Origin of the sequence: Saccharopolyspora sp. NPDC050642 (genome assembly GCF_040654735.1) — a bacterium.
GTDB lineage: Bacteria > Actinomycetota > Actinomycetes > Mycobacteriales > Pseudonocardiaceae > Saccharopolyspora > Saccharopolyspora elongata.
Genome location: NZ_JBFAIN010000001.1, coordinates 744,715 through 766,625, shown reverse-complemented (window position 1 = coordinate 766,625; position 21,911 = coordinate 744,715). Strand labels below are relative to the sequence as shown.

Sequence of the window (21,911 nt, the reverse complement as noted above, 5' to 3'; positions counted from 1 at the left end):
ATCACATCTTCCGCTCGGAATATGTAAGAGGGCTCTTACGTCTCCAATGTAAGAGGTCTCTTACATGATCGGGACCTGCTGCACAGCTGTTCCTTGGAGGATTCATGAGCACGATCACGCACGCTATCGCCGCACCGTCGCCGGGTGCACCCCTGGCGCCGACGACGATCGAGCGACGTGACCTGCGCCCGGACGACGTGCTGATCGACATCGCCTACGCCGGCATCTGCCACAGCGACATCCACCAGGCCAAGGAGGACTGGGGCGAGGCGATCTTCCCGATGGTGCCCGGGCACGAGATCGCCGGCGTGGTCGCCGCGGTCGGATCGGCCGTGACGAAGTACCAGGTCGGGGATCGGGTCGGGGTCGGCTGCATGGTCGACTCCTGCGGCGAGTGCGAGTACTGCCGGGCCGGCCGCGAGCAGTTCTGCGTCAAGGGCAACGTCCAGACCTACAACGGCGTCGGCTTCGACGGCGAGAACACCTACGGCGGCTACAGCCGGCAGGTCGTGGTGAAGGACGCCTTCGTGTGCCGGATCCCGGACGGCATCGGGCTGGACGTAGCCGCGCCGCTGCTGTGCGCGGGCATCACCACCTACTCGCCGCTGCGCCAGTGGGGCGCGGGCCCGGGCAAGAAGGTCGCCGTGATCGGGCTCGGCGGGCTGGGGCACATGGCGGTCAAGCTGGCCGCCGCGCTGGGCGCCGAGGTGACGGTGCTCAGCCAGAGCCTGAAGAAGCAGGAGGACGGCCTGCGGCTGGGCGCGACCGACTACTTCGCGACCAGCGACGAGTCGACCTTCGAGGCGCTGGCGGGGCGGTTCGACCTCATCCTCAACACGGTCTCGGCGAAGCTCCCGATCGACGCCTACCTCGGGCTGCTGAGGGTGGGCGGCGCGATGGTCAACGTCGGAGCTCCCGGCGAACCGCTGTCCTACAACGCCTTCTCGCTGCTGGGCGGCAACAAGGTGCTGGCCGGGTCGATGATCGGCGGGATCGCCGAGACCCAGGAGATGCTGGACTTCTGCGCGGAGCACGGCATCGGCGCGGAGGTCGAGCTGATCTCGGCGGACCGGGTCAACGAGGCCTACGAGCGCGTCGAGAACAGCGACGTGCGGTACCGCTTCGTGATCGACACCGCCACCATCGGCGCCTGAGCCGGCGGCGAAGGGGCTGACGCATGAGGGTTTTCCAGATCGGTGCGGCCGGCGGCGTCGGGCGGCGCCTCGCGGCACTGCTCGCGGCGCGCGGTGACGACGTGACCGGCATGCATCGCGAGCCGGCGCAGGCCGAGACGGTGCGGCTGTCCGGTGCGACGCCGGCCCACGGCGACCTGATCACCGACTCGGTGGACGATCTCGCCGAGAAGTTCGCCGGCCACGATGCGATCGTCTTCTCCGCCGGTGCGCACGGCACCGGCATGGACAAGACCACGTTGATCGACGGCAAGGGCCTGGAGAAGGCCGCGGATGCGGCCGCTCGCGCCGCCGTGTCCCGGTTCGTCCTGGTCTCGGTGTTCCCCGAGGCGGGGCGCGGCAAGGAGCCGAACGAGCGGTTCGAGCACTACATCCGGGTCAAGAAGACCACCGACGCCTACCTGGCTCGCACCGATCTGGACTGGCTCATCGTGCGCCCCGGGCAGCTGCTCGATGATCCCGGAACCGGCCGCGTGACGGCCGGCGCCGCGATCGAGTACGGCTCCGTGCACCGCGACGACGTCGCCGGGTTCATCGCCGCGGTGCTGGGCGAGCCCGGGGTCAACCGGATCATCGTCGAGCTCACTGACGGCCCCACGCCGGTCGCCGACGCCGTCGCAGATCTCGCCCGGCGCCCGGGGGCGTAAGTCGCCGAACCCGGCGGCGGCATGGATCTCCGACCCGTGCTGCCGCCGGGTGAGGTCGCATCCGCTCGGGGTGCGATGTGCGAGCGCTGTTCGTCGAATCCTGGGTAGATCTGGAAAAGAGCTCCCCGGGTGTGTCCCGATGGCGTCGGTGTACGCGCTGTCCGAGCGGTGGACGCGGCGCGTGCTCATCCCGACCGCGCAGGCCTACCTCCGCATGGTGAACGTGGTTTCCCTTTTCTCGAGGGGAATTCCGCCGGTGCCCTGGCTCGGCTGGGTGTACAGCGGCGTGGCGCTCGTGGCGGGAGCGATCGCCGGGGAGTGGCTGGACGAGCGGATCGCGGCGGAGACTGGGCGGCGGTTGATCGCCGTCGTCGCGCTGATCGGCGGGGCCGCCGCCGTGGTGCGCGGCGTGCTGGCGCTGGCGTGAAAGCGGTTCGCCGGGCTTCGCATGTGATTGTCTCTTGTGGACGCTGCCATCACGGGCCCCGCGCGAAGGACCCGGACGGCGGGCCTTTCCAGAGCTACGTGGAACTTCGGCGAGAATCAGCTGTCCGGCCGCACGACCGCGGCGAGTTCGCGGCGCGATCCGACGCCCAGCTTGGGATAGGCCCGGTAGAGGTGGTGGCCGACCGTGCGCGGGCTGAGGAACAGCTGGGCTGCGATGTCCCGGTTGGAAAGGCCTTGGGCGGCGAGCCGGACGATCTGCAGCTCCTGCGGCGTGAGCAGTGCCAGCACACCGGGATCTCGCCGCGCCGTCGTGGCCGCACCGCCCGCGGTCAGTTCGCCGTGCGCGCGCTCGGCCCACGGCCGGGCATCGATCTGGTCGAAGATCTCCAGCGCGGCTGAGAGTTGCTCGCGTGCCTCGGTTTTGCGGCGTGACCGGCGGAGCCACTCGCCGTGCAGGAGCCGGGTGCGGGCGTGCTCGAAGCCGCGGCTGTCGCGCTTGTGCAGTTCCAGAGCCCGGGCGAAGGTGTGCTCCGCCGGGGACAGGAGGGCGCGGCAGCGGTGCAGCAGCGCCTCGACCGCCGGCTCCGCAGCCCGCCGGGCCACCCGCTCGAAACGAGCCAGCGCCTCTGCCGCCAGCTGGTGGCGGCCGAGCCGCACTGCGGCTTCAACCAGGTCGGGCAGGCTGTGTTCGGCGGGCAATTGGTGCTGAGCGGTGCCGTCGAAGAGGACCATCAGCTCGTCGAGCGCCTCCTGCGCTCTGCCGCGCCCCAGCTCGAGCAGTCCCAGCGCCCACCGGGCCCGGTGCACCCCGCCGCCCTCGTACTCCAACGCCCGCCCGGCCAGCCGGCGGCAGTCGTCCTGCGCGCCCCGGATGGCCAGCAGGTAGGCCTGCGCGCCGGCGGCGTGGCTGGCCCAGTGGTGCTGGCCGGTGGCCTCGGCGATGTCGAGCGCCTCGGCCGCGCTGGTCATCGCGCTGCGGTGATGACCGAGGAACGTCTGGGAGACGGCCATGTAGTAGAGGGCAGAGGGCATGATGCCCGCCCGGCCCTGGGCGCGGGCGTCGGCGGACACCCGCGCGGCCAGTTCCAGCGCCTGCCGGTCCAGGCCGCCCATCAGGGCGATGCCGCAGGTCATGAGCAGATCCCTGGCATCGCGGGCAGGCGACTCGCCGACCTGCGCGATCACCTTGGCGAGCTCGGGCAGGCGCTCGGTGTCCGCACCCATCGCCAGGGCGGACAGCCAGCGCTGCAGCTGCAGGACCGGCCAAGCGGGATCGTCGTCGGGCAGGTGGAGGCGATCGAGCTGCGCGGCGGCGGTGGTGGTCAGCTCGGGATCGGCGGAGAACCAGGTGGTGTGCAGGGCGTCCAGCATCATGGCGACCGCCTGACGCGGGTCGGTCTCGGTCAAGCGGGTGGCTTCGGCCAGCTGGAGCCCCTGCGCCTCGTGCAGCAGGCCGAGGCCGGCCGCGGCGGTGGCATGCGCCCGGACCAGCGCCAGGCGGGCGTCAGGTGCACTCACTTGAGGCAGGACTCGCTCTGCCAAGGCCCGGGCGCGCGACAGCTGGCCTGCCTCCAGAGCCGCCTCGGCCGCGCCGGCCAGCAGCAGCGTGCTCTCGTCGCTGTCCTCGGCCAGCTGTGCGGCTCGCTCGAAGGCTGCTGCCGCGGCCGCGTAACCCTTGCGCGCCGCGGCGAGTTTCGCGGTCCGGGCCAGCTCGGCGGAGACGCGGGCGTCGGGGCCGGTGGCGGCCGAGGCCAGGTGCCAGGCGCGCCGGTCGGGCTCCGCTACCGCATCGGCCAGCGACCGGTGGGCGCGCAACCGCTGGTCGAGCGGTGCGCCCTGGTAGACGGCGGCTCGGACTAGCGGGTGGCGGAAACCGAGGCGTTGGCCGGTCACGCGCAGCAGCCCCGCCTGTTCGGCCGGCGGCAGGTGTTCGACGCCCGCGCCCAAGCTCGCGGCCGCCTGCAGCACGACTCCCAGGTCACCGGTGTCGTCGGCGGCGGCGACCAGCATCAACGCCCTGGTGGGCGCGGACAGGCGGAGGGCTTGGGCGTGGAAGGCCAGCTGCAGGCGGTTGGTGAGCGGCAGCACGTCGGTCGCCTGGGCGGTGCGCAGGGCGGCGGGCAGCTCGATCAGTGCCAGCGGGTTGCCGCTCGCCTCGGCCAGGACGCGCCGCCGCACCTCGGGCTCCAGGTCGCGTTCCCGCTCGTCCACCAGGGCGGCGGCGTCGTCGGGCGACAGGTCGTCCAGGTGCAGCTCGGGCAGGCCAGGCGCGGGGAAGGGTGCATCGCCGGTGCGTGCGCCGAACAGCATGGCCACACCTTCGGCCCCGAGCCGCCGCGCGGCGAACAGCAGTGCCTCGGCCGAAGGCCGGTCCAGCCAGTGCGCATCGTCGATGACGCAGAGCAGGGGAGCCCGTTCGGCGATCCCGGACAGGAGGGTCAGGACCGCCAGGCCCACCAGCATGCGGTCGGTTGGCGGGCCGGCGCTCAGGCCGAAAGCGCCCTCCAGCGCTTGCCGCTGGGGACCGGGCAGCGTGGGCAGGTGTTCGCCCAGGACCGGGTGGAACAGCAGGTGGAGGCTGCTGAAGGAGAGTTCGGCCTCCGACTCGATGCCCAGGCCGCGCAGCATCGGCATGCCGCTGCGGGAGGCGATCTCGTCCAGCAGCGCCGTCTTGCCGATGCCCGGTTCGCCGCGGATCACCAGGGCTCCGCTGGCGCCGTTGCGGGCGGAGTCAAGCAGCCGCGTGACCATCTCCAGCTCTGCCTGTCTCCCGTGTAGCACGGACGCCAGGCTATCCAAGGCGGATTTGCGCGGGCTCTCCGACTGATAGGGCGGGCGGTGCGGGACCGGCGATTACGTCATCGTTGCCGATTCGCGGGGGAGACCGGCGCACCTAGCGTGACATCTCGTGTTCGCGCACCGAAGGAGCCGCCTTGCCGTCCTCGATCCAGATTCTTCCGCTGTCCTGGGTGTCGGCGGAGCAGGCGCTTTCCTGGCACGCCGTCCTGGCCGCCTCGTTGGAGCACGACCTGCCGGACCGGCCGCCGACGCCGAAGCAGGTGCACGCCCGGCTGACCACCGCCGGGCCGGACAGCCGTCGGCTGCTCTGGCTGGCCGCCGAGCCGGACGGCTCGGTCGCCGGCGTGGCCGGGCTGCGGCTGTTCACGCGCCCGGGGCAGGAGCACGTGACCGAGCTGGAGCTCCACGTCCACCCCGAGCGGCGCCGCCGCGGCGTGGGCTCGCAGCTGCTGGCGCAGGTGGTCTTCGCCGCCCAGGTGGAGGACCGGCGCAGCGTGCTCACCAGGGTCGCCGACGCGGGACCGGGTGACGCTTTCTGCACCGCGCGGGGCTTCCGGCGCGTCCTGACCTCGCTGCACCTGCTGCTGAACCTGTCCGCGGCCGACGACAGCGCGGCGGACACCTCACATCCCGGCTATGAGTTGGCTTCCTGGACGGGCACCGTGCCCGACGGTCTGGCCGGCAGCTTCGCCGCAGCCAAGACCGCGATGCACGACATGCCTGCGGGCAAGCAGCGGGTACCGGCAGACCGCGGCGACAGCCTGCTGGTCGTAGCCGTGCTGTACGGGAAGGCCATGGCCGGTTACACCGAGATCGTCATCCGGGCCGACGGGGGCAAGCGGGCGCTGCAGCACGACACCGCGGTGGTGCCCGAGCACCGCGGGCGCGGGCTCGGCCTCTGGATGAAGGCCGCGATGGTGCGGCGGCTGCGGGCCGACCACCCCGATATCGCCGAGATCGAGACCGATCACGCCGAGGACGACGTCCGCATGCTCGCCGTCAACCGGCGGCTGGGCTTTCGCCCGCATCGCCGCAGCCACCAATACCGGCTGGGCGTGCAACAGGTGGGAACACCCGCCTCATGAGGAAGGACTTCGCGATGACTCCTGATCCGGCCACCGTCCACCCGCTGCCCGATCACGAGCGGGTCGTGTTCCTCGAACCGCTGGTCGGTTCGCCGAAGATCACCGTGGGCGAGTACACGTACTACGACGACCCCGGCGGCGCGACCGGTTTCGAGCACCGCAACGTGCTCTACGGATACGGGCCGGAACGGCTGATCATCGGCAAGTACTGCGCGATCGCCACCGGAACCCGGTTCCTGATGGCCGGCGCCGACCACCCGACGATGGGCGTCTCCACCTTCCCGTTCACCATGTTCGGCGGCGAGTGGACCGAGCGGACCCTCGACATCGTCACCGGCATGCCCAGCCGCGGCGACACCGTCGTCGGCAACGACGTCTGGTTCGGCTACCAGGCGACCGTCATGCCAGGAGTGAAGATCGGGGACGGGGCGATCATCGCGGCCGGCGCTCTGGTGACCTCCGACGTGGCGCCTTACACGATCGTCGGCGGCAACCCGGCCAAGCCGATCCGGCGGCGCTTCGACGACGCCGACGTCGAGCGGCTGCTCCGCGCCGCGTGGTGGGACTGGCCCGTCGAACTCGTCACCGAGCACGCCCGGACGATCATGGCGGGCACTCCCGCGGATATCGAACGCATCGCACAGCAGCACAACGAGGAGGTCGCATGACATCGACCGTGCAGATCGAGCAGCAGGTCGTCTCCGACGAGGCCGGCGGCCCGTACTCGATCACCACCGGCCCGGACGGCGCCCTGTGGTTCACCATGGTCCGCACCGGCCGGATCGGCCGGCTGGTGCCGGGAGGCGAGCCGACCAGCCACCAGCTCGACCCGGACAGCGGGCCGACGATCATCGTCACCGGCCCGGACGGCGCGGTCTGGTTCACCGAGTACCAGGCGCACCGGATCGGCCGGATCACCACCGGGGGCGAGATCGCCGAGTTCGAACTGCCCACACCGGAATCCGGGCCGTACGGCCTGGCCCCCGGGCCGGACGGCGCGCTGTGGTTCACGGAAACGGCCGCCGGCCAGATCGGCCGGATCACGCCGGACGGTCAGGTGCGGGAGTTCCCGCTACCGCTCGCCGGAGCGTTCCCGTCGGCGATCACCGCCGGTGCTGACGGCGCGATGTGGTTCACCATGAACATGGCCAACGCGATCGGGCGGATCGGCCTGGACGGCGAGGTCGCGATCCACCCGCTGCCGACCGAGGCCGCCGGGCCGGTGGGCATCGCGGCGGGCCCGGACGGCGCGATCTGGTTCGTCGAGATCGGCGCGGGCCAGATCGGCCGGATCAGCACCGACGGCCGGATCGAGGAGTTTCCGCTGCCCGACCGCGCCGCCCGGCCGCACGCCATCACCACCGGACCGGACGGGGCGATGTGGTTCACCGAGTGGGGAGCCGGCCGGGTCGGCTCGATCACCGCCGGAGGCGTCATCGAGGTGCACGACCTGCCCACGTCCGGCTCGGAACCGCACGGCATCGCCCTCGGCCCGGACGGTGCACTGTGGACGGCGCTGGAAATCGGTGCCCTCGCCCGGATCGCCGCGCCCGCGGCCGAAAACTGCCGCTGAACGAGGAGATCGACGACCGCAACGAATTCGCCAGAACTTCTTCCGCGACCCCTGCTGCGGCAGTCGCGAGCGCCGCGTGGCAGACCCAACGCCCGTGGCGGAAGCCCGACGGCGACACCGCACGGCAAAACCTCCAGGCCGCACGGCCATCAGAAAGGAACACCCATGAAATTCGCACTCGTGATCTTCGAGACGGATGAGTCGCGCCGCCGGATCCAGGCCGACCGGGACGCGTACCGCAAGGCGTACGAGGCTTGGATCGGTCAGGTCGCGACGGCCGGCAAGCTCGTCGGCGGCGAGGCTCTCGAAACCGAGCACAACGCCCCGGTGACGGTGCGAAAGGCGGCCGACGGATCGTCGGCGGTCACCGAGGGGCCCGCGCACGGCGGCGAGGAGACCCTCGGCGGCTGGTTCGTGCTCGAGGTGGCGGACCGCGCGGAGGCCGTCGAGCTGGCCAAGGGGCTCCCCACCCCGGAGACGATCGAAATCCGTCCGGTCCTCGAATCCGCCTGAGCTGAACGCCGCATCCCTGCCGACCGGTCGTCCTCGACGGCGGGCAGGGATGCGGTGATCACTCCGCGTTCGCGTCGTAGCGTTCGTGTATTCCCGGACGGTTTCGATCAAGGTCGCGACGGAGGCCGGGAGCGGCCGCCGGCGGTGGGCGAACCAGAGCGTCGCGCTCGACCTCATCTACACGATCGCCACCGCGTGGCGACGCTGTACCTCGACCGGTTCGGCCACCGGACGTTCGTGCTGGTCGGCTGGGCGGCGGCCGCGGTGCTCACGCTGGCGCTCGCGTTCGTCGACAAGGGCCACGTCGCGCTGATGTTCGGCCTGATCACGTTGTCCACCATCCCGATCCAGAGCATGACGGTGGCGCTGTTCCCGCTGTCGGTGGAGCCCTTTCCGACCCTCCGCCTCACCACCGCGCAGGGCCTTTCGTCGGCGGGTGGATCCACCAGCGGCAACACCGGGTTCCGCACCGCCAGGGACGGATGATGCGCCTGTGACGCCCGGGGGGTTCCGGAAACGAAGGCGCCGGGCGGTCACGTCTCACACGTCCCCGCACCCCGATCTGGAACGACCTCTTCGGCCGAAAGTATGAGGCGCCGGGCCTTGTTTCCTGGCCGATCGGTCGATCTCGGTTGCCACTTCGGCCGATCTGACCGACCTCTTTGGACACGTAACGTCGGTCACGTCGGGATTTGAAACCAGGATCGAGGCCGATCATGACCACGCTGCCGGTCACCGCGAACACTGATCACGAGCTGCTGGCGAGCGCCAGCCGACGGGCTCGCGAGCTCACCGAACCGCTGCTGCGCGATGCCGTCGCACGGCTCGGGCCATCGCTCGGGGCGATCGGTTCCTACCATTTTCGCTGGCACTCGCGGGATCCCGCCGCCACCGGCAAGGCCATTCGGCCCACGATGGCCGTGCTCGCCGCGGAGGCGGTCGGCGGCGAACCGTCGGTGGCGCTGCCCGCGGCCGCCGCTGTCGAACTCGTCCACAACTTCAGCCTGATCCACGACGACCTCATCGACGGCGACGTGCTGAGACGCGGTCAGCCCGCGGTGTGGAAGGAGCACGGGGTTCCGGCGGCGATCCTGCTCGGCGACGCCCTGCAGTCCGAAGCGTTCGCGATCCTGCTCGGCCAGGGCGGGGCGCACGCCGGCGCCGCAGTGGCCGGGCGCCTCGCCGCCTCGATGCGGGAGGTGGTCGTCGGCCAGGTCGAGGACATCCGGTTCACCGAACGGCCGTGGACGGGCGAGCTGGCGGTGGGCGTCGCCGAGTACCAGGCGATGGCCGAGGCCAAGACCGGCGCGCTGCTCGGCTTTTCCGCTTCGGCGGGCGCCCTGCTGGCCGGCGCGGACGCCGCGACGGCGGAGCGCTTCGACCGCCTCGGCCGCAGCCTCGGGCTCGCCTTCCAGTGCACCGACGACGTGCTGGGCATCTGGGGAGATCCGGCGGCGACGGGCAAGCCGGTGCTCGGGGATCTGCGCGAGGGCAAGAAGACCCTGCCGATCATCGCCGCGCTGGCCGCGGAGGGCCCCGCGCGCGAGCGCCTGGTTTCGCTGGTCGGCGCCGAGGCGCGGACCGAATCCGACCTGAGGCTCGCGGCGGAGCTCGTCGAGGAGCTGGGCGGCCGGGAGTTCGCCGAACGCGAGGCCATGCGGCACCTCACGGGCGTCGCGGACTGCCTGGCATCGCTGCCGATGCCGGCGGAGATCCGCGCGACCTTCGAGGCGCTGGCCCGGTCCTTGATCGGCCGGACCCGCTGACCCGGACACAGCCTCGACGCGCAGCGCCAACGGCCGCGAGGTCCCACGTCCGATCCGTGCCCAACGGCGCGGATCGGACGTGAGAAGCCGAGGCGACCGCGCGGAACCTCAACGAGGCGGCAGGTGCGGCGACTCGGTCCCGTTGTCCGGCAGGGGCTTCCTCGCGGTCTCCTTGGCCAGCACCACGCCGATGAGGGAGAGCACGGCCACGCCGATGAGGAAGAAGGCCGGCGAATGCGGATTGCCGGTCCGCGCGATCAGCCAGGTCGCGACGTACGGGGCGACACCGCCGAAGAGGACGGCGCCGACGTTGAAGGGGAGGGCGAAGCCGAGGTACCGCGAGCGCGTGGCGAAGGTCTCCGCGAAGAAGGCCGGAACACCGCGTCGTTGAGCGAGAACATCGCCAGGAACAGGACCAGGACAACGGTGGCGAGCAGCATCCCGCCGGCAGACAGCAGCACCATCAGCGGGTAGCTCAGCGCGATGAGGAGCACACAGGCGGCGATCAGCGTGCGCTTGCGGCCGAACCTGTCCGACAGGGATGCCGTGATCGGGACGATGGCGAGGTAGGTGATCAGGGAGATCGTGACGACGAGGTTCGAGTCGGCCTGGCTCAGCCCGACCTGCTCGATGAGATAGGTCGGCAGGTAGCCGAGCAGCAGGTAGTAGCCGCCCGCGTTGAGCGCCATGACGAGCAGCAGCTTGCCCATGCCCGGAAGGTTGGCGAGCAACTGCGATCGCCGCGGTGCGGGCCGGGTGTCCCTGTCGGCACGTTCCGCTTCCACGAGCTTGCCATGCGGGGATCCTACTGGTCGGGAATTTATCCCCAGCGGAGAAGAACCACTGCCCGGCTTGTACGACGCGGAGATTGTTCGGGGCGATCCGCCGGCCATAGCGTGAGCGCGTCAGTTCACTCGGCGCGTCGCCGTCGAGACGCACGATCCCGTGGAGGGAGACGCGATGATCAAGCAGAACGAGTACTACGAAGGCCGGGTCCGCAGCCTCGAGTTCGCCAATGCGCAGGGCAAGTTCACCGTCGGAGTCATGGAACCGGGGGAGTGGACCTTCGAGGCGCCGACCCGGGAGTGGATGATCCTGACCCGCGGCTCCTGGGACGTCAAACTCCCGGGTTCGGAGGAGTGGAAGACCTTCGGCGAAGGGGATTCCTTCCAGATCGAGGACAACGAGTCCTTCACGGTGCGCATCACGGACGCCGTCGCCTACCTCTGCCCGTACACCTGATCCTCACCGCCGCGCGGACCGTCGTCCCGGGAGCGGAACCAGGAGCCGGCGCACGCAAGCGCCGGCTCCTGGTGCGTTTTGGGGATCAGCCGACCGGTGCCGGGCTCGTGATGGGCCTGGCTCTGGGAGTCGGCGTCATGCCCGGGACATGACGCCGCCTCCCGGGGTCAGCGCGCGGCGATCTCCCCGGCGGGTGCCGGTTCGATGCCGGCGACGAGGTTGAAGGTGCCGGTGAGCTGGTTCAGGGCGACCAGCCCGACGACGTCGGCGATGGTGCGCTCGGTCCAGCCGTGGGCGGTGAGCGCGGCGATGTCGTCGTCGCCGATCGTCGAGGGTTCGGCCGCCACGTTCACGACGAAGGCGAGCAGCGCGGCCTCCCGGGGGTCGGCCGACGTGCCCTGGCGGGCCAGGGCGATGTCGGTGTCGCTGAGTCCGAGGGCCTTCGCGGCGTCGGTGTGCGCGGCCAGGCAGGACGCGCAGCCGAGCCATTCCTGCACCGCCAGCGAGATCTTCTCGCCCAGCGTCGCGGGCAGCTTGGTCCGCTTCATCGCGCGGGAGAACGACAGGTAGCCGGTCAGCAGCGCGGGCGAGTGCGCCATGGTGCGGACCATGTCGCCGGCCGTGCCGTGGCGGCCGATGATCTCCGCCAGCAGTTCGCTGGACTTGGCCGGTGCGTCGGCGGTTTCGAGCGGTTTGAGACGTCGCATGTGGTGCTCCGGGGTTCGGGGCCGCCGCCCGTCCCGCGAGACGGGCGGCGGCCGGTGGTCAGGCGTTCGTGCTCTGGGGCTCGGTCGCGGAACGCTTGCCGCGCAAGCTCATCCCGGCGATGAGCGCACCGGCGATCGCGATCCCGGCGGCGCCGACGAAGGCGGCCGAGACGCCGCTGGTGAGCGCGGCGGGATCGCCGATCCGGTCGACGCCCCGCGACGTCGCCAGCGCCGTCATCGCGGCCAAGCCCAGGGCAGACCCGATCTGGTAGCTGGTGTTGACGATTCCCGAGGCCAGCCCGCCTTCCTCGGGGCGGGCGGCGGAGATGGCGGTGCCCAGCGAGGGGACGAACGCCAGCGCCATGCCCGCCGCAGCCACCAGCGAGGCGGGCAGCACATCGGCCGCGTAGTTGCCGTCCGGTCGCACCAGGGCCAGCCACCCCAGCCCGAGCGCGAGCAGCACCAGGCCCGACACGATCATCGGTTTGACCCCGAAGCGGGCGGCCAGCTTCGGCGCGATGACGATCATCAGCAGCATGATGACCGTGGTCATCGGCAGCAGCGCGGAGCCGCTGGCGAAGGCGCCGAGGCCGAGCACCTGCTGAAGGTAGAGGTTCAGGAAGAACCACATCGGGATCCACGCCGCGCCCAGCAGCAGCTGTGCGATGTTGGCCGCGCCGAGGTCCGGTGTCCGGAAGATGCCTAGCCGGACCAGGGGCGTGCGGCGCTTGGCCTGGACGACCACGAAGGCCGCCAACAGCGCGACCGTCGCGACCAGGCCGATGACGGTTTCGGCGGAACCCCAACCGGTTTCGGGCGCGCGGACGATGGCGTAGACCGCGACGGCGAGCCCGCCGGTGGCCAGGAACGCGCCGAGCAGGTCCGTGGAACCGCGCTGCGCCGAACCGGCCGGCATCAGGGCGGGGGTGAGCGCGAGCGCGAGCACCGCGATCGGGATGTTCAGGTAGAAGACCCACGGCCAGCTCAGGTATTCGGTGATGACACCGCCGAGGAAGACGCCGGCGGTTCCGCCGGCCGGGGCGGCGGCGCCGTAGAGCGCGAGCGCCTTGCCGAGTTCCTTCGGCGTTGCGCCGAAGAGCATCATCAGAAGCGTCAGCGCGGACGGAGCGATCAGCGCGGATCCCGCGCCTTGCAGCGCCCGCCCGGCCAGCTCGACCCACGCCGTGCCGGCGGCTCCGGCGACGGCGGAGCCGGCGAGCAGCACGAGCCAGCCGGCGGCGAACATCCGGCGCGCGCCGAGCAGGTCGGACAGCCGGCCGCCGAGCAGCAGCAGGCCGCCGAAGGCGATGACGTAGGCGTTGAACACCCACGAGAGGTTCTCCTGGGAGAAGCCCAGATCCGCCTGCATCCGCGGCAGGGCGACGCCGATGATCGAGGTGTCCATGATCACCATGAACTGGGCCAGGGCGATGAGCGCGAGCGCCCACCACCTGCGCGGCGATCGGGTTGGTGCGGACATGTCGGGACTCCTCGCGTGATTCGGATGATCGGATGCTGATACCCCCTAGGGGTATAGACGAGCGAGGTCGGGATGTCCAGTCCGTGCCGATCATCGATGCGGGCGTGGCGGGTGACCCGGTGCGAGTCCTGCTCGATCCGGATCTCCTGTTGGGGCGTGGGGTTTCGCCGCGCGACCTCGATGAATCGCCTTGTCGTTCGGTCGGTTGCCGTCTTGATCCGCGCGTACCCCGGAGGGGTATGTCGTGTATCACGTTGCGTCCCGGGCTGATCGTTTGGCATAGTCCTCCGTGTTCGAGAGATACCCCTAGGGGGTATACGAGAAGGAGGCGGCGACGATGAACGCGTCGGCGAATGTCGGTCACCACCAGCACCACGCCCACCAGGGCCACGCGGCCGGTCATCAGCACCACGGCCAGCACGGTCACGCGGCCGGTCATCAGGGCCACGGGGCCGGGGGTGTGCCGCAGGGGCTGCAGATCACGAAGGGCGGGTACACCTTCGCACCGGAGACGACCCGGCTGGCGGCGGGCGGCGCCGCCGACTACCGGTTCCGGATCCTCGGGCCCGACGGCGCCGCGCTGACCTCGCTGGCCGAGGTGCACGGCAAGAAGATCCACCTCATCGTCGTCCGCCGGGATCTCACCGGGTTCTGGCACGTGCACCCGGTCGAGGTGGGCGGCGGCGCCTGGTCGGTGCCGCTGGAGCTCGCGGAAGCCGGGGAGTACCGGGTCTTCATCGACTTCCAGCCGGAAGGCGGGCCGGCGCTCACCCTCGGCGCAGACCTGGCGGTCGCCGGTGACTACCGGCCGCGCCCGGTGCCGGAGGTCGCCGCCGTCTCGGCGGTCGACGGTTATGAGGTCGAGCTCGGCGGGGAGCTGGTCGCCGGCCGGGCGAACCCGCTCACCCTCGTGGTGCGCCGCGACGGCGTGCCGGTCACCGACCTGCAGCCGTACCTCGGCGCCTACGGGCACCTGGTCGCGCTCCGGCTGGGCGACCTGGCGTACCTGCACGTCCACCCGGACGGTTCGCCGGAGGACGGCGTGACCCGCCCGGGGCCCGAGGTCGCGTTCCACGCGGAAGTGCCGGGTCCGGGCACCTACCGCTTGTTCCTCGACTTCAAGCATGCGGGGAAGGTCCGCACCGCTCAGTTCACCGCACTGGCCGAGTAGCCCACCGGTATACCCCCCTGAGGTATTGTTGATACCCTGCCGGGGTACTGATCAAGTTCGTTCCCAGAGGAGGAGATCCGATGAGTGAGAGCACCTTCGTCGTCAAGGGCATGACGTGCTCGGGTTGCATGAGCAAGGTGACGTCCGCGGTCACGGGCGTCGAGGGCGTCACCGACGTCGACGTGGACATCAGCAACGGCGAGCTCACGGTCGTCAGCGCCTCGCCGGTCGACCCGGACGCGATCCGCAAGGCCGTCAACGAGGCCGGATACCAGGTCGCGAGCTGACGGCGGCGAATCGATGAGCGATCCGACCCCGGCCGAGCCGCCCGTGGTGATCAAGACCGTGGACAACGGGCCGTACCAGGTCAAAGGACCGGTCAAGATCGTCGACCACGAGAACAACACCTACGAGCTCGGCCCCGGCCGCACCCGGCTGCTGTGCCGATGCGGGCTCTCGGTGAAGAAGCCGTTCTGCGACGGATCGCACGCGCGGGAAGGATTCTCCGCGGCGGAGCGCGCCGGCGAGAAGGCAGCGGAATAGGGGCGAAAGGCCGGTGGCGGAACGACGCCACCGGCCTTTCGCAGCAAGCGCCACGAGGTCAGGGCGTCGCGGAATCCGCCGTGCCCCTGGAGATGTGGCGGGCCAGCCCGAGGACGATGACGACCAGCAACGCGATCACGGCACACGGCGGGAGCCAGCAAGCCGCCGCGGCCGCAACACCGAGGACCGCGGCTCCGATGGCCCGCGGGAGCCGGCCGGTGCCGGTTCGACGCGGAAGTAGATCGCCTACGACAGCACGTAGACCATCGACCCGGCGAGCACGAGCACTCCGGCGACGCCGGACCGGGAATCGTGCGCGCGGGCGAGCACGATCTCGGTGCGCCCGGCCAGGATCACGAGGCGGCGACGACCCCGTAGATCACGTTGATGCCGAGGTGGACGGACCGGATAGGGCCCTCGGTCGCGGCGGCGTGGCTCGCCGCCAGCTGCTCGGCCCGTCCGAAGTAGATGGTCAAGAGGCCGACCAGGGCCATCAGCGGGGTGAGCGGGTCGGAGTGGTGCGCGGAGACCGCCCGGCCCAGCGTCAGGACGGTTTCGCCCAGCAGGATGATGAGGAACAGCAGCATCCGCCCCAGCACGTGCTCGGCGTCGAACGGGAGGCGCTCGGTTCTCGTCGTGCGGCCCGGCGCGGGGTGCGCGGTCCAGGTGCCGAAGAGGTCGATGAGCGCGGCCGCCGCCCAGCACCAGATGCGGAGGTCGGGGCGCCGAGCACCGCACAAGGGCCCGGATCTGGAACGACACCGCGCAAGTGACTGTCCATTCCAGACACGCCATGCCCGTTCCCGGGCGCCTCTTGGAGTTCGCCTCAGCGCGGCTCCGCCCGCCTCACTCCGAAGGCGCCCAATGCCTGGTGGCGGTTTCGCGCGAAACCGGCGCCCAGCGCTCCGGACGGCCACGTCCCGCACGTGCCCGCGCACCACGCGAAACCACCTCTTAGTACGTTGGAGGGGACGGCGAAGGGGAGTGGGCATGCGGGCGTACGGATTTTCTGCAGCGGGCGGGCCGGAGAAGGAAACCTTCCTCGACGTCCCGGTGCCCGTTCCTGGCCCGGGCGAGCTGCTCGTCCGGGTGCGCGCGGCGGGCGTGAACCCGGGGGACTGGCGGCTTCGCGAGGGCTCCTACGGCGTGGCCGGGCCCGCCGTGCTGGGCCGCGAGGTGGCGGGGACCGTCACCGCGCTCGGGCCCGGGGTCGAGGGGTTCTCGGTCGGCGACGAGGTGTTCGGCGGTTGCCCCGGGATGGTCGGCGGCTGGGCCGAGCAGGCGCTGGTCACCGCGTCGTTCGCGGCGCATCGACCGGACGAGGTGTCGCCGGAGGAGGCTGCGGTGCTGCCGGTGGCGGCCGGTACCGCGCACGACGCGCTGGAGGACCTAGGCCTGGATGCCGGGGCGACGCTGCTGGTCAACGGGGCCGGCGGCGGCGTCGGGATTCCGGTCGTGCAGCTCGCGCGAGCCCGGGGGATCAACGTCGTCGGGGTCGCCAGCCCGGCCAAGCACGAGCTGGTGGCGGGATTCGGTGCCGTCCCGGTCGCTTACGGCGACGGTGTCCTTGATCGGGTGCGCGCCGCCGCTCCGGGCGGGGTCGACGCAGTCTTCGACCTCGTCGGTGGCGAGGCCCTGCGCACCGTGGCGGGTCTGGTCGCGGACCGCTCCAAGCTGCGCTCGGTGGCCGACAAGCCGTTGGCCCGCGAGCTCGGCGGCGGGGAGGTCGAACGGGACCGGAGCACTGCCGTCCTCACCGAGCTCGCCCGGCTGGTCGCGACGAAGGCGTTGGACCCGCACGTCACGCAGGTCCGGCCGCTCGACGAAGCCGGCGAAGCCCTCGCCCAGGTCGAGAACGGGCACGCGGTCGGCAAGATCGTCCTCGTTCCCTGAGCGGACCGCCGCCTCCCTTCCGGCCGACCGCGACAACACTTCCGCCGTTGCCGGCCACTGAGGGGTGTGACCATGCAATGGACCGGAGCGCGGTCGTCGGCGGAGCCGGCCGACGACCGCGAAGACGGTGACCTCTGGGCGCGCGCGGCACGCGACGACGACGGGGCCTTCGGCGTCCTGTTCGAGCGGCACGTGCAAGCGGTGTGGAACCACGCCTACCGGCTGACGGGTTCCTGGAGCGCCGCCGAAGACCTGACGTCGAACACCTTCCTCATCGCCTGGCGCAAGCGCGCCGAGGTCGTCCTGGTGCGGGACAGCCTGCTGCCGTGGCTCTACACGGTGGCCGGGAACCTCGCGCGAACGGAGCGCCGGGGCGCGAGCCGGCGGTTGCGGCTGCTGCGCCAAATTCCCGAACCGGACGTGGTGTCGGACCACGCCGACGCCGTCGCCGACCAGCTCGACGGCGAAGCGCGGCTGAAGCAGGTGATCGATGCCGTGCGCACGCTGCCGCGAGCGCAGCGGCAGGTCGTGGAGCTGTGCCTGCTCGGCGACCTGTCGATCGCGGATGCGGCGGTGCTGCTCAAGGTCGCCGAGGTCACCGTTCGTTCGCATCTGTCCCGGGCGAAGGCCCAGCTGCGCGACCTGGTGGAGGAGAAATGAACGACGAGCCACGGCTTCCCCCGCGACGTGAGCTCCCGCCCGAGGTCCGCGCCCGGTTGCGCGGCAGGGTCGAGGCCGGGATGTCGGCGCGCCACCGCGGCCGGGTGGTGGCGGCTTCGGCCGCGGTCGTCCTGCTCGCCGCCGGTGCCGTGATCGGTGTGCAGGTCGCCCGCTCGCAGCTCGTCGAGACGCCCGCCGCCGCGCCGCCCGACGCCACGACCAGGACGCTCGACCGGTGCTGGAACGCGGTTCGCGCCGCGGGCAAGACTGGCCAGGTGCCCGATCGGAGCGAATGGGTCAACGCGTCCATCACGGCGCAGGGCGACGATGTCGTCGCCGCGTTCACCGCGGGCGGCAAGCCCGTCTTCTGCGAGACGACGTCGACGACGGTGACGATGTCCGACCCGAACGCGGAACCCTCCTACGCAGCCGGAAGCCGCACCGCGCTGCTGCTCTACACCAGCACCGGGGTGGCCGCCGGCGTCGCCGATCCCACCTGGCCCCGGATCATGCTGTCCATGCCGGACGGCCTGGGTGTTTCGGAGAGCGACGTCGCGAAGGACACGCGGCAGTTCACCAGCTTCACGCTGACGAACCCGGCGACCACCCGGCTCTGGGCGCAACGGCTGGACGAGTACAAACCGGAACAGTCGGGCCGGGGCAAGGCGGAGCCGTCGGGTCAGGGCGAACCGGAACAGCCGGGCGAGGGAACGCCGGAGCAGCCGGGTAGGGGCGCGGAGAGGGTCATCTGGCCCCGCGCCGAACTGCCCGCGCCACCCGCGCCGCTGCTCAGCCTGATCGACCGCGCCGGGGACCGGACTTCTCCGGCGGGCAGGGCACTCGGCGAATGCCTGGCCGGGCTCGCCGAGCCGCCGGCCGACCGGGACGGCTACCAGCCCGGCGTCCTCGTCGAGGACGGGCCGTACCGGGTGGTGCTGGGCCGGACCGCGCAGCACGCGGTGGCCTGCACCACGGAGCCGGATCCGGCCAACCCCGCGGGCAAGATCCACCGGCTGCACACCGACACCTTCGTCGGCCAGTCCATCCCGGTTCGCCGCCTCGCGGTGCCCGGATTGGGCAAGGACGGCGCGAAGATCGCGTTCGTGGGCATCGTGCCCCCGTCGGGGGCATCCATGATCGCCGACTTCTCGCTGGGGCAGCCGTCCGACGTGCCGGTCGCGAACGGGACGTTCGGGATGTGGCTGCCGGAAGGGGCGAAGCCCGTCTCCCCGGACGACGGAACCACGTGGCTCCTGGCGCTGGACGGCGAGAGGCTGCCGTTGTTCAACGGATTCGTGCCGTTGAAGTAACGGGGAAGCGGCCGAGCGGGCGGCTTTTCGAAGCCGCCCGCCCGGTTTCCGCCGGAGCTCACCAGGTGACGGGCAGCTCTCGAACCCCGTAGAAGACCGCATCCTGTTTGAACACGAGCTGTTCCGGCGGTACGGCCAGCTCCAGGGTCGGTATGCGCCGGTAGAGGGTGCCGTACACGACCTGCAGCTCGACCCGGGCCAGCGCGTGGCCGAGGCAGTGGTGCGCGCCGTGGCCGAAAGCGACGTGGTGGCGGGCCTTTCGGCGGACGTCGAGCGCGTCGGGGTCCGGGAACGCCGCGGGATCCCGGTTGGCGGTGCTCTTCACCGCGATGATGCCTTCACCCGCGCGGATGGTCCGCCCGCCGATCTCCAGATCCTCCCGCGCGACGCGGCGGGCTTCGGTGTGCGTGATGGACAGGTAGCGCAGGAGTTCCTCCACCGCGTTGGCCACCAGAGCAGGGTCGTCACTGTCCCGGACCGCGTGGAACTGCTCCGGGTGCGTCAGCAGCGCGACGGTGCCCAAGGCGATCATGCTCGCGGTGGTGTCGTGCCCGGCGACCAGGAGGAGCTGTCCCAGCACGGCGATCTCGCGGCGCGTCATCTCCCCGGTCCGGTAGTGCTCGACGGCCAGCTTGCTGAGCAGGTCCTCGCCAGGCTCGGCGTCCTTCGCGACCACGAGTTCCTCCAAGTAGGCGTTCAGCTCCTCGCTGGCGGCCACGGCGCGCAGGGGATCGGACTCGTCCATGACGAGCGTGCGGGCCACCTCCTGGAAGAAGTCGCGGTCGGCGTAGGGCACGCCGAGCAGCTCGCAGATCACTTGCGAGGGGATCGGCAGCGCGAGGGCCTCCACGAGGTCCACGGGTTTCGGGCCGGCGAGCAACGCGTCGACGAGCTCGTCGACGATCCGCTGGATACCGGGCCGCAACGCCTCGATCTTCTTCGACGTGAACTCCGGGGTCAGCAACCGCCGCTGGGCGGTGTGCTCCGGCGCGTCCATCTGCATCAGCGTCTTCATCTGCGCGTCCCGCGCCTTGCTCACCGCGTTGGTGTGCGGGAAACCGGGCTGCGCGACATCGACGCTGACACGGGGATCGACCAGCAGCGCCCGGACATCCGCGTAGCGGGTGACCAGCCACGGCGTGCTGCCATCCCACAGCCTCACCCGCGACACCGGCGCCCGTTCCGCCAGCCCGGACAGCTCCGGCGCCGGGTCGAACGGGCAACCCCGCGCTCGGGTCATCGGGAACATCGGCGTCGTCGCCTCTGCGTCGTGCATCGAATCTCCTTGTGTCGGACTGTCATGTGTTGTCGGCTTGGTCATCAGCGGGCGGCCGCCTTCTCCCGGCGGCGCGCGACGTCGTTGGCGCGTCGCGCGGTGAAGATCCCGAGGGCGGCGATGGCGGCGAACCCGATCAGGAGGTAGCGGGCGGACGCGACCATCGACGGCGCGCCCAGGTTGACCAGGAGTCCGGCGACCGCCGCGCCGAAAGCGGTCGACATCGTCAGCACCGTCGCGATCGCGGCAGCGGTTTTCCGCCCCTCGCCGGGATCATCGGTGCTGGCCATGGCGGCGACGGACAGGTGCGGCATGGCGATGCCGATTCCCGCGCCACCGGCGACGAGCACGGGCAGCCAGGCCAGGACCACGAGCAGCGGCGCGTCGTCGTGCTGCAGCAGGGCGAGCACTGCGAACCCGGCGGCGAGAGCGGCCGGGCCGGCGACCTGGAGCCACCGGATCGTCCGCTCCCGGCTCGCCGAGGAGCTCGCGATCTGGCTCGCCGACCAGCCGAAAGACAGTGCTGCGGCGAAGAATCCCGCCGCCACGGGCGGCAGCCCACCCAGGTGCTGGCCGAACAACGGCAGGAACGTCTCCACGGCGACACCGGACGCGAGCAGCACGATGGTCAGGAAGACCCACCGCAACGCCGAGCCGGACTGGAACGTCGAACGCGGCAGGACCCGCACCTCCGCGCGCTTCTCCGCCACCAGGAACGCCAGGACCGACGCGAGCCCCAGCAGGATGAACGCCGTCATCGCGGCGGCGTTCGAGAGGATCCCGGCGACGCTCACCGCACCCACGGCCGCGACGACCAGCACCAGCGAGCGCACCGGTACCGGGGCCGCGTGCTCGTCCCGTTCGCTACGCGGGAGCGCCCTGGGCACGAACGCCGCCATCACGACCGAGACGGCGGCCAGCACCGCGAAAGCCAGCCGCCACGAACCGAACTGCGCGAACAGCCCGCCGAGCGCCGGGCCCACGAAGTTGCCGACGCCGAACATCGCGGAGACCAACGCGCTGCCGCGCGACCAAAGGTGGGGTGGCAGCGCCGAGCGGATCATGGCGAATCCCAGCCCGGTCAGCAGTCCGGCGCCGAGGCCCTGGATGCCGCGGCCGACCAGCAGCACGGGCATCGCCGGGGCCACCGCGCAGACCAGCGAACCGCCGGCGAAGACGCCGAAGCCGATCAGGTAGGAGCCGACATCGCCGCGCCGGGAGAGCAGCCGGCCCACGAACATCGTCGCGACCACCTGGGCGATCAGGAAGGCCGTCATGTTCCACGCGTACAGCCGCTCGCCGCCGATGTCGCCGACCGCCGTCGGCAGCAGGCTCGCCGCCACGTAGATGTTCACCGCGCCGACGAGCACCCCGCCGGCCAGCACGACCGCGGTGCTCAGATGACCGCCGAGCTCCCGCCACGACCCGGTATCCCGAGTGTTCTCCACGCGCTTTTCCTCACTGTTGAGCGATTGGCGCGTGCATCATGACGGGCCGGGGGCACCCGGTAAACGGACAAAACAGACGTGAAATGCGTCACATTTTCTTGAGGTCGCTCGCGATGGGTGGGCATTCGCGATCTGTCCGATGTGGATGGAGCAGGGCG

23 protein-coding genes are annotated in these 21,911 nt (G+C 71.2%); 16 read left to right on the top strand and 7 right to left on the bottom strand.

Features of this window, described 5'->3' with window-relative positions; genetic code table 11:
* Positions 1-104 precede the first annotated feature (104 nt).
* The 3 genes from AB0H93_RS03615 (at position 105) to AB0H93_RS03605 (ending at position 2,267) form a co-directional block, all read left to right on the top strand.
* On the top strand, positions 105-1,154 hold the full coding sequence (locus tag AB0H93_RS03615) for an NAD(P)-dependent alcohol dehydrogenase (RefSeq protein ID WP_358566791.1): 1,050 nt from the start codon (positions 105-107) through the stop codon (positions 1,152-1,154).
* 23 nt (positions 1,155-1,177) lie between these two features.
* The gene (locus tag AB0H93_RS03610) at positions 1,178-1,840 is read left to right on the top strand and encodes an NAD(P)H-binding protein (RefSeq protein ID WP_358566788.1); all 663 of its coding nucleotides are present in this window, start codon (positions 1,178-1,180) and stop codon (positions 1,838-1,840) included.
* A gap of 139 nt (positions 1,841-1,979) precedes the next feature.
* Positions 1,980-2,267: a hypothetical protein gene (locus tag AB0H93_RS03605; RefSeq protein ID WP_358566785.1), complete on the top strand. Its 288-nt coding sequence runs from the start codon at positions 1,980-1,982 to the stop codon at positions 2,265-2,267.
* A gap of 116 nt (positions 2,268-2,383) precedes the next feature.
* Here AB0H93_RS03605 and AB0H93_RS03600 read toward each other — a convergent pair whose 3' ends face one another.
* A complete protein-coding gene (locus tag AB0H93_RS03600) occupies positions 2,384-5,068 on the bottom strand; it encodes an AAA family ATPase (protein ID WP_358566782.1) in 2,685 nt (894 codons plus the stop codon).
* A 152-nt stretch (positions 5,069-5,220) separates the two neighbouring features.
* Here AB0H93_RS03600 and AB0H93_RS03595 point away from each other — a divergent pair, with 152 nt between their 5' ends.
* From AB0H93_RS03595 to AB0H93_RS03570, 6 genes are all read left to right on the top strand, one after another.
* Positions 5,221-6,171 (top strand): GNAT family N-acetyltransferase, encoded by a 951-nt coding sequence (locus AB0H93_RS03595; RefSeq protein WP_358566779.1) that lies wholly within the window; start codon positions 5,221-5,223, stop codon positions 6,169-6,171.
* Between the two features lie 14 nt (positions 6,172-6,185).
* Complete coding sequence (locus tag AB0H93_RS03590) at positions 6,186-6,839, top strand: CatB-related O-acetyltransferase (RefSeq protein WP_358566776.1); 654 nt, start codon at positions 6,186-6,188, stop codon at positions 6,837-6,839.
* Positions 6,836-7,744 carry a virginiamycin B lyase gene (locus AB0H93_RS03585; protein ID WP_358566773.1) on the top strand — a complete coding sequence of 303 codons (909 nt, stop codon included), beginning with the start codon at positions 6,836-6,838 and terminating at the stop codon, positions 7,742-7,744. Before AB0H93_RS03590 ends, AB0H93_RS03585 begins: the two co-directional genes overlap by 4 nt.
* A gap of 165 nt (positions 7,745-7,909) precedes the next feature.
* Positions 7,910-8,257 (top strand): YciI family protein, encoded by a 348-nt coding sequence (locus tag AB0H93_RS03580; RefSeq protein ID WP_358566770.1) that lies wholly within the window; start codon positions 7,910-7,912, stop codon positions 8,255-8,257.
* A gap of 195 nt (positions 8,258-8,452) precedes the next feature.
* Entirely contained in the window at positions 8,453-8,743 is a 291-nt protein-coding gene (locus AB0H93_RS03575; protein WP_358566767.1) for a hypothetical protein, read from the top strand.
* A gap of 230 nt (positions 8,744-8,973) precedes the next feature.
* Entirely contained in the window at positions 8,974-10,023 is a 1,050-nt protein-coding gene (locus AB0H93_RS03570; RefSeq protein ID WP_358566764.1) for a polyprenyl synthetase family protein, read from the top strand.
* A gap of 257 nt (positions 10,024-10,280) precedes the next feature.
* Here the strand turns inward: AB0H93_RS03570 and AB0H93_RS03565 are convergent, their stop codons facing one another.
* Positions 10,281-10,733 (bottom strand): MFS transporter, encoded by a 453-nt coding sequence (locus tag AB0H93_RS03565; RefSeq protein WP_358566761.1) that lies wholly within the window; start codon positions 10,731-10,733, stop codon positions 10,281-10,283.
* A 250-nt stretch (positions 10,734-10,983) separates the two neighbouring features.
* Here AB0H93_RS03565 and AB0H93_RS03560 point away from each other — a divergent pair, with 250 nt between their 5' ends.
* Positions 10,984-11,265: a pyrimidine/purine nucleoside phosphorylase gene (locus AB0H93_RS03560; protein ID WP_358566758.1), complete on the top strand. Its 282-nt coding sequence runs from the start codon at positions 10,984-10,986 to the stop codon at positions 11,263-11,265.
* Positions 11,266-11,432: 167 nt separating this feature from the next.
* On the opposite strand, the gene AB0H93_RS03555 is transcribed toward AB0H93_RS03560, so the two are convergent.
* Together AB0H93_RS03555 and AB0H93_RS03550 are read right to left on the bottom strand one after the other, a co-directional pair.
* Complete coding sequence (locus tag AB0H93_RS03555; protein WP_358566755.1) at positions 11,433-11,972, bottom strand: carboxymuconolactone decarboxylase family protein; 540 nt, start codon at positions 11,970-11,972, stop codon at positions 11,433-11,435.
* Between the two features lie 58 nt (positions 11,973-12,030).
* Positions 12,031-13,452: an MFS transporter gene (locus AB0H93_RS03550; RefSeq protein WP_358566752.1), complete on the bottom strand. Its 1,422-nt coding sequence runs from the start codon at positions 13,450-13,452 to the stop codon at positions 12,031-12,033.
* A 337-nt stretch (positions 13,453-13,789) separates the two neighbouring features.
* On the opposite strand from AB0H93_RS03550, the gene AB0H93_RS03545 reads away from it, so the two are divergent.
* The 3 genes from AB0H93_RS03545 to AB0H93_RS03535 all read left to right on the top strand — a co-directional run bounded on the left by AB0H93_RS03545 (position 13,790) and on the right by AB0H93_RS03535 (position 15,166).
* Positions 13,790-14,623: a hypothetical protein gene (locus tag AB0H93_RS03545; protein ID WP_358566749.1), complete on the top strand. Its 834-nt coding sequence runs from the start codon at positions 13,790-13,792 to the stop codon at positions 14,621-14,623.
* 80 nt (positions 14,624-14,703) lie between these two features.
* On the top strand, positions 14,704-14,910 hold the full coding sequence (locus tag AB0H93_RS03540; RefSeq protein ID WP_358386169.1) for a heavy metal-associated domain-containing protein: 207 nt from the start codon (positions 14,704-14,706) through the stop codon (positions 14,908-14,910).
* Positions 14,911-14,923: 13 nt separating this feature from the next.
* Positions 14,924-15,166: a CDGSH iron-sulfur domain-containing protein gene (locus AB0H93_RS03535; protein WP_358566746.1), complete on the top strand. Its 243-nt coding sequence runs from the start codon at positions 14,924-14,926 to the stop codon at positions 15,164-15,166.
* Between the two features lie 353 nt (positions 15,167-15,519).
* Here the strand turns inward: AB0H93_RS03535 and AB0H93_RS03530 are convergent, their stop codons facing one another.
* Complete coding sequence (locus AB0H93_RS03530; RefSeq protein WP_358566743.1) at positions 15,520-15,906, bottom strand: low temperature requirement protein A; 387 nt, start codon at positions 15,904-15,906, stop codon at positions 15,520-15,522.
* Between the two features lie 250 nt (positions 15,907-16,156).
* Here AB0H93_RS03530 and AB0H93_RS03525 point away from each other — a divergent pair, with 250 nt between their 5' ends.
* The 3 genes from AB0H93_RS03525 (at position 16,157) to AB0H93_RS03515 (ending at position 19,029) form a co-directional block, all read left to right on the top strand.
* On the top strand, positions 16,157-17,059 hold the full coding sequence (locus AB0H93_RS03525; protein WP_358566740.1) for an NADP-dependent oxidoreductase: 903 nt from the start codon (positions 16,157-16,159) through the stop codon (positions 17,057-17,059).
* Between the two features lie 72 nt (positions 17,060-17,131).
* Positions 17,132-17,719 carry an RNA polymerase sigma factor gene (locus AB0H93_RS03520; RefSeq protein ID WP_358566737.1) on the top strand — a complete coding sequence of 196 codons (588 nt, stop codon included), beginning with the start codon at positions 17,132-17,134 and terminating at the stop codon, positions 17,717-17,719.
* Positions 17,716-19,029, top strand: a complete 1,314-nt coding sequence (locus tag AB0H93_RS03515; RefSeq protein ID WP_358566734.1) for a hypothetical protein — start codon at positions 17,716-17,718, stop codon at positions 19,027-19,029. Before AB0H93_RS03520 ends, AB0H93_RS03515 begins: the two co-directional genes overlap by 4 nt.
* Positions 19,030-19,087: 58 nt before the next feature.
* Here AB0H93_RS03515 and AB0H93_RS03510 read toward each other — a convergent pair whose 3' ends face one another.
* Complete coding sequence (locus AB0H93_RS03510) at positions 19,088-20,305, bottom strand: cytochrome P450 (RefSeq protein WP_358566731.1); 1,218 nt, start codon at positions 20,303-20,305, stop codon at positions 19,088-19,090.
* 44 nt (positions 20,306-20,349) lie between these two features.
* Positions 20,350-21,753: an MFS transporter gene (locus AB0H93_RS03505; RefSeq protein WP_358566729.1), complete on the bottom strand. Its 1,404-nt coding sequence runs from the start codon at positions 21,751-21,753 to the stop codon at positions 20,350-20,352.
* Between the last annotated feature and the right edge of the window lie 158 nt (positions 21,754-21,911).

What these genes read in the sequence shown, in the direction of transcription:
- AB0H93_RS03615 (WP_358566791.1), top strand. Translation starts at nt 105, where the DNA reads ATGAGCACGATCACGCACGCTATCGCCGCACCGTCGCCGGGTGCACCC.
- AB0H93_RS03610 (WP_358566788.1), top strand. Translation starts at nt 1,178, where the DNA reads ATGAGGGTTTTCCAGATCGGTGCGGCCGGCGGCGTCGGGCGGCGCCTC.
- AB0H93_RS03605 (WP_358566785.1), top strand. Translation starts at nt 1,980, where the DNA reads ATGGCGTCGGTGTACGCGCTGTCCGAGCGGTGGACGCGGCGCGTGCTC.
- AB0H93_RS03590 (WP_358566776.1), top strand. Translation starts at nt 6,186, where the DNA reads ATGACTCCTGATCCGGCCACCGTCCACCCGCTGCCCGATCACGAGCGG.
- AB0H93_RS03585 (WP_358566773.1), top strand. Translation starts at nt 6,836, where the DNA reads ATGACATCGACCGTGCAGATCGAGCAGCAGGTCGTCTCCGACGAGGCC.
- AB0H93_RS03580 (WP_358566770.1), top strand. Translation starts at nt 7,910, where the DNA reads ATGAAATTCGCACTCGTGATCTTCGAGACGGATGAGTCGCGCCGCCGG.
- AB0H93_RS03570 (WP_358566764.1), top strand. Translation starts at nt 8,974, where the DNA reads ATGACCACGCTGCCGGTCACCGCGAACACTGATCACGAGCTGCTGGCG.
- AB0H93_RS03565 (WP_358566761.1), bottom strand. Translation starts at nt 10,733, where the DNA reads ATGGGCAAGCTGCTGCTCGTCATGGCGCTCAACGCGGGCGGCTACTAC.
- AB0H93_RS03560 (WP_358566758.1), top strand. Translation starts at nt 10,984, where the DNA reads ATGATCAAGCAGAACGAGTACTACGAAGGCCGGGTCCGCAGCCTCGAG.
- AB0H93_RS03555 (WP_358566755.1), bottom strand. Translation starts at nt 11,972, where the DNA reads ATGCGACGTCTCAAACCGCTCGAAACCGCCGACGCACCGGCCAAGTCC.
- AB0H93_RS03550 (WP_358566752.1), bottom strand. Translation starts at nt 13,452, where the DNA reads ATGTCCGCACCAACCCGATCGCCGCGCAGGTGGTGGGCGCTCGCGCTC.
- AB0H93_RS03545 (WP_358566749.1), top strand. Translation starts at nt 13,790, where the DNA reads ATGAACGCGTCGGCGAATGTCGGTCACCACCAGCACCACGCCCACCAG.
- AB0H93_RS03540 (WP_358386169.1), top strand. Translation starts at nt 14,704, where the DNA reads ATGAGTGAGAGCACCTTCGTCGTCAAGGGCATGACGTGCTCGGGTTGC.
- AB0H93_RS03535 (WP_358566746.1), top strand. Translation starts at nt 14,924, where the DNA reads ATGAGCGATCCGACCCCGGCCGAGCCGCCCGTGGTGATCAAGACCGTG.
- AB0H93_RS03525 (WP_358566740.1), top strand. Translation starts at nt 16,157, where the DNA reads ATGCGGGCGTACGGATTTTCTGCAGCGGGCGGGCCGGAGAAGGAAACC.
- AB0H93_RS03520 (WP_358566737.1), top strand. Translation starts at nt 17,132, where the DNA reads ATGCAATGGACCGGAGCGCGGTCGTCGGCGGAGCCGGCCGACGACCGC.
- AB0H93_RS03515 (WP_358566734.1), top strand. Translation starts at nt 17,716, where the DNA reads ATGAACGACGAGCCACGGCTTCCCCCGCGACGTGAGCTCCCGCCCGAG.
- AB0H93_RS03510 (WP_358566731.1), bottom strand. Translation starts at nt 20,305, where the DNA reads ATGCACGACGCAGAGGCGACGACGCCGATGTTCCCGATGACCCGAGCG.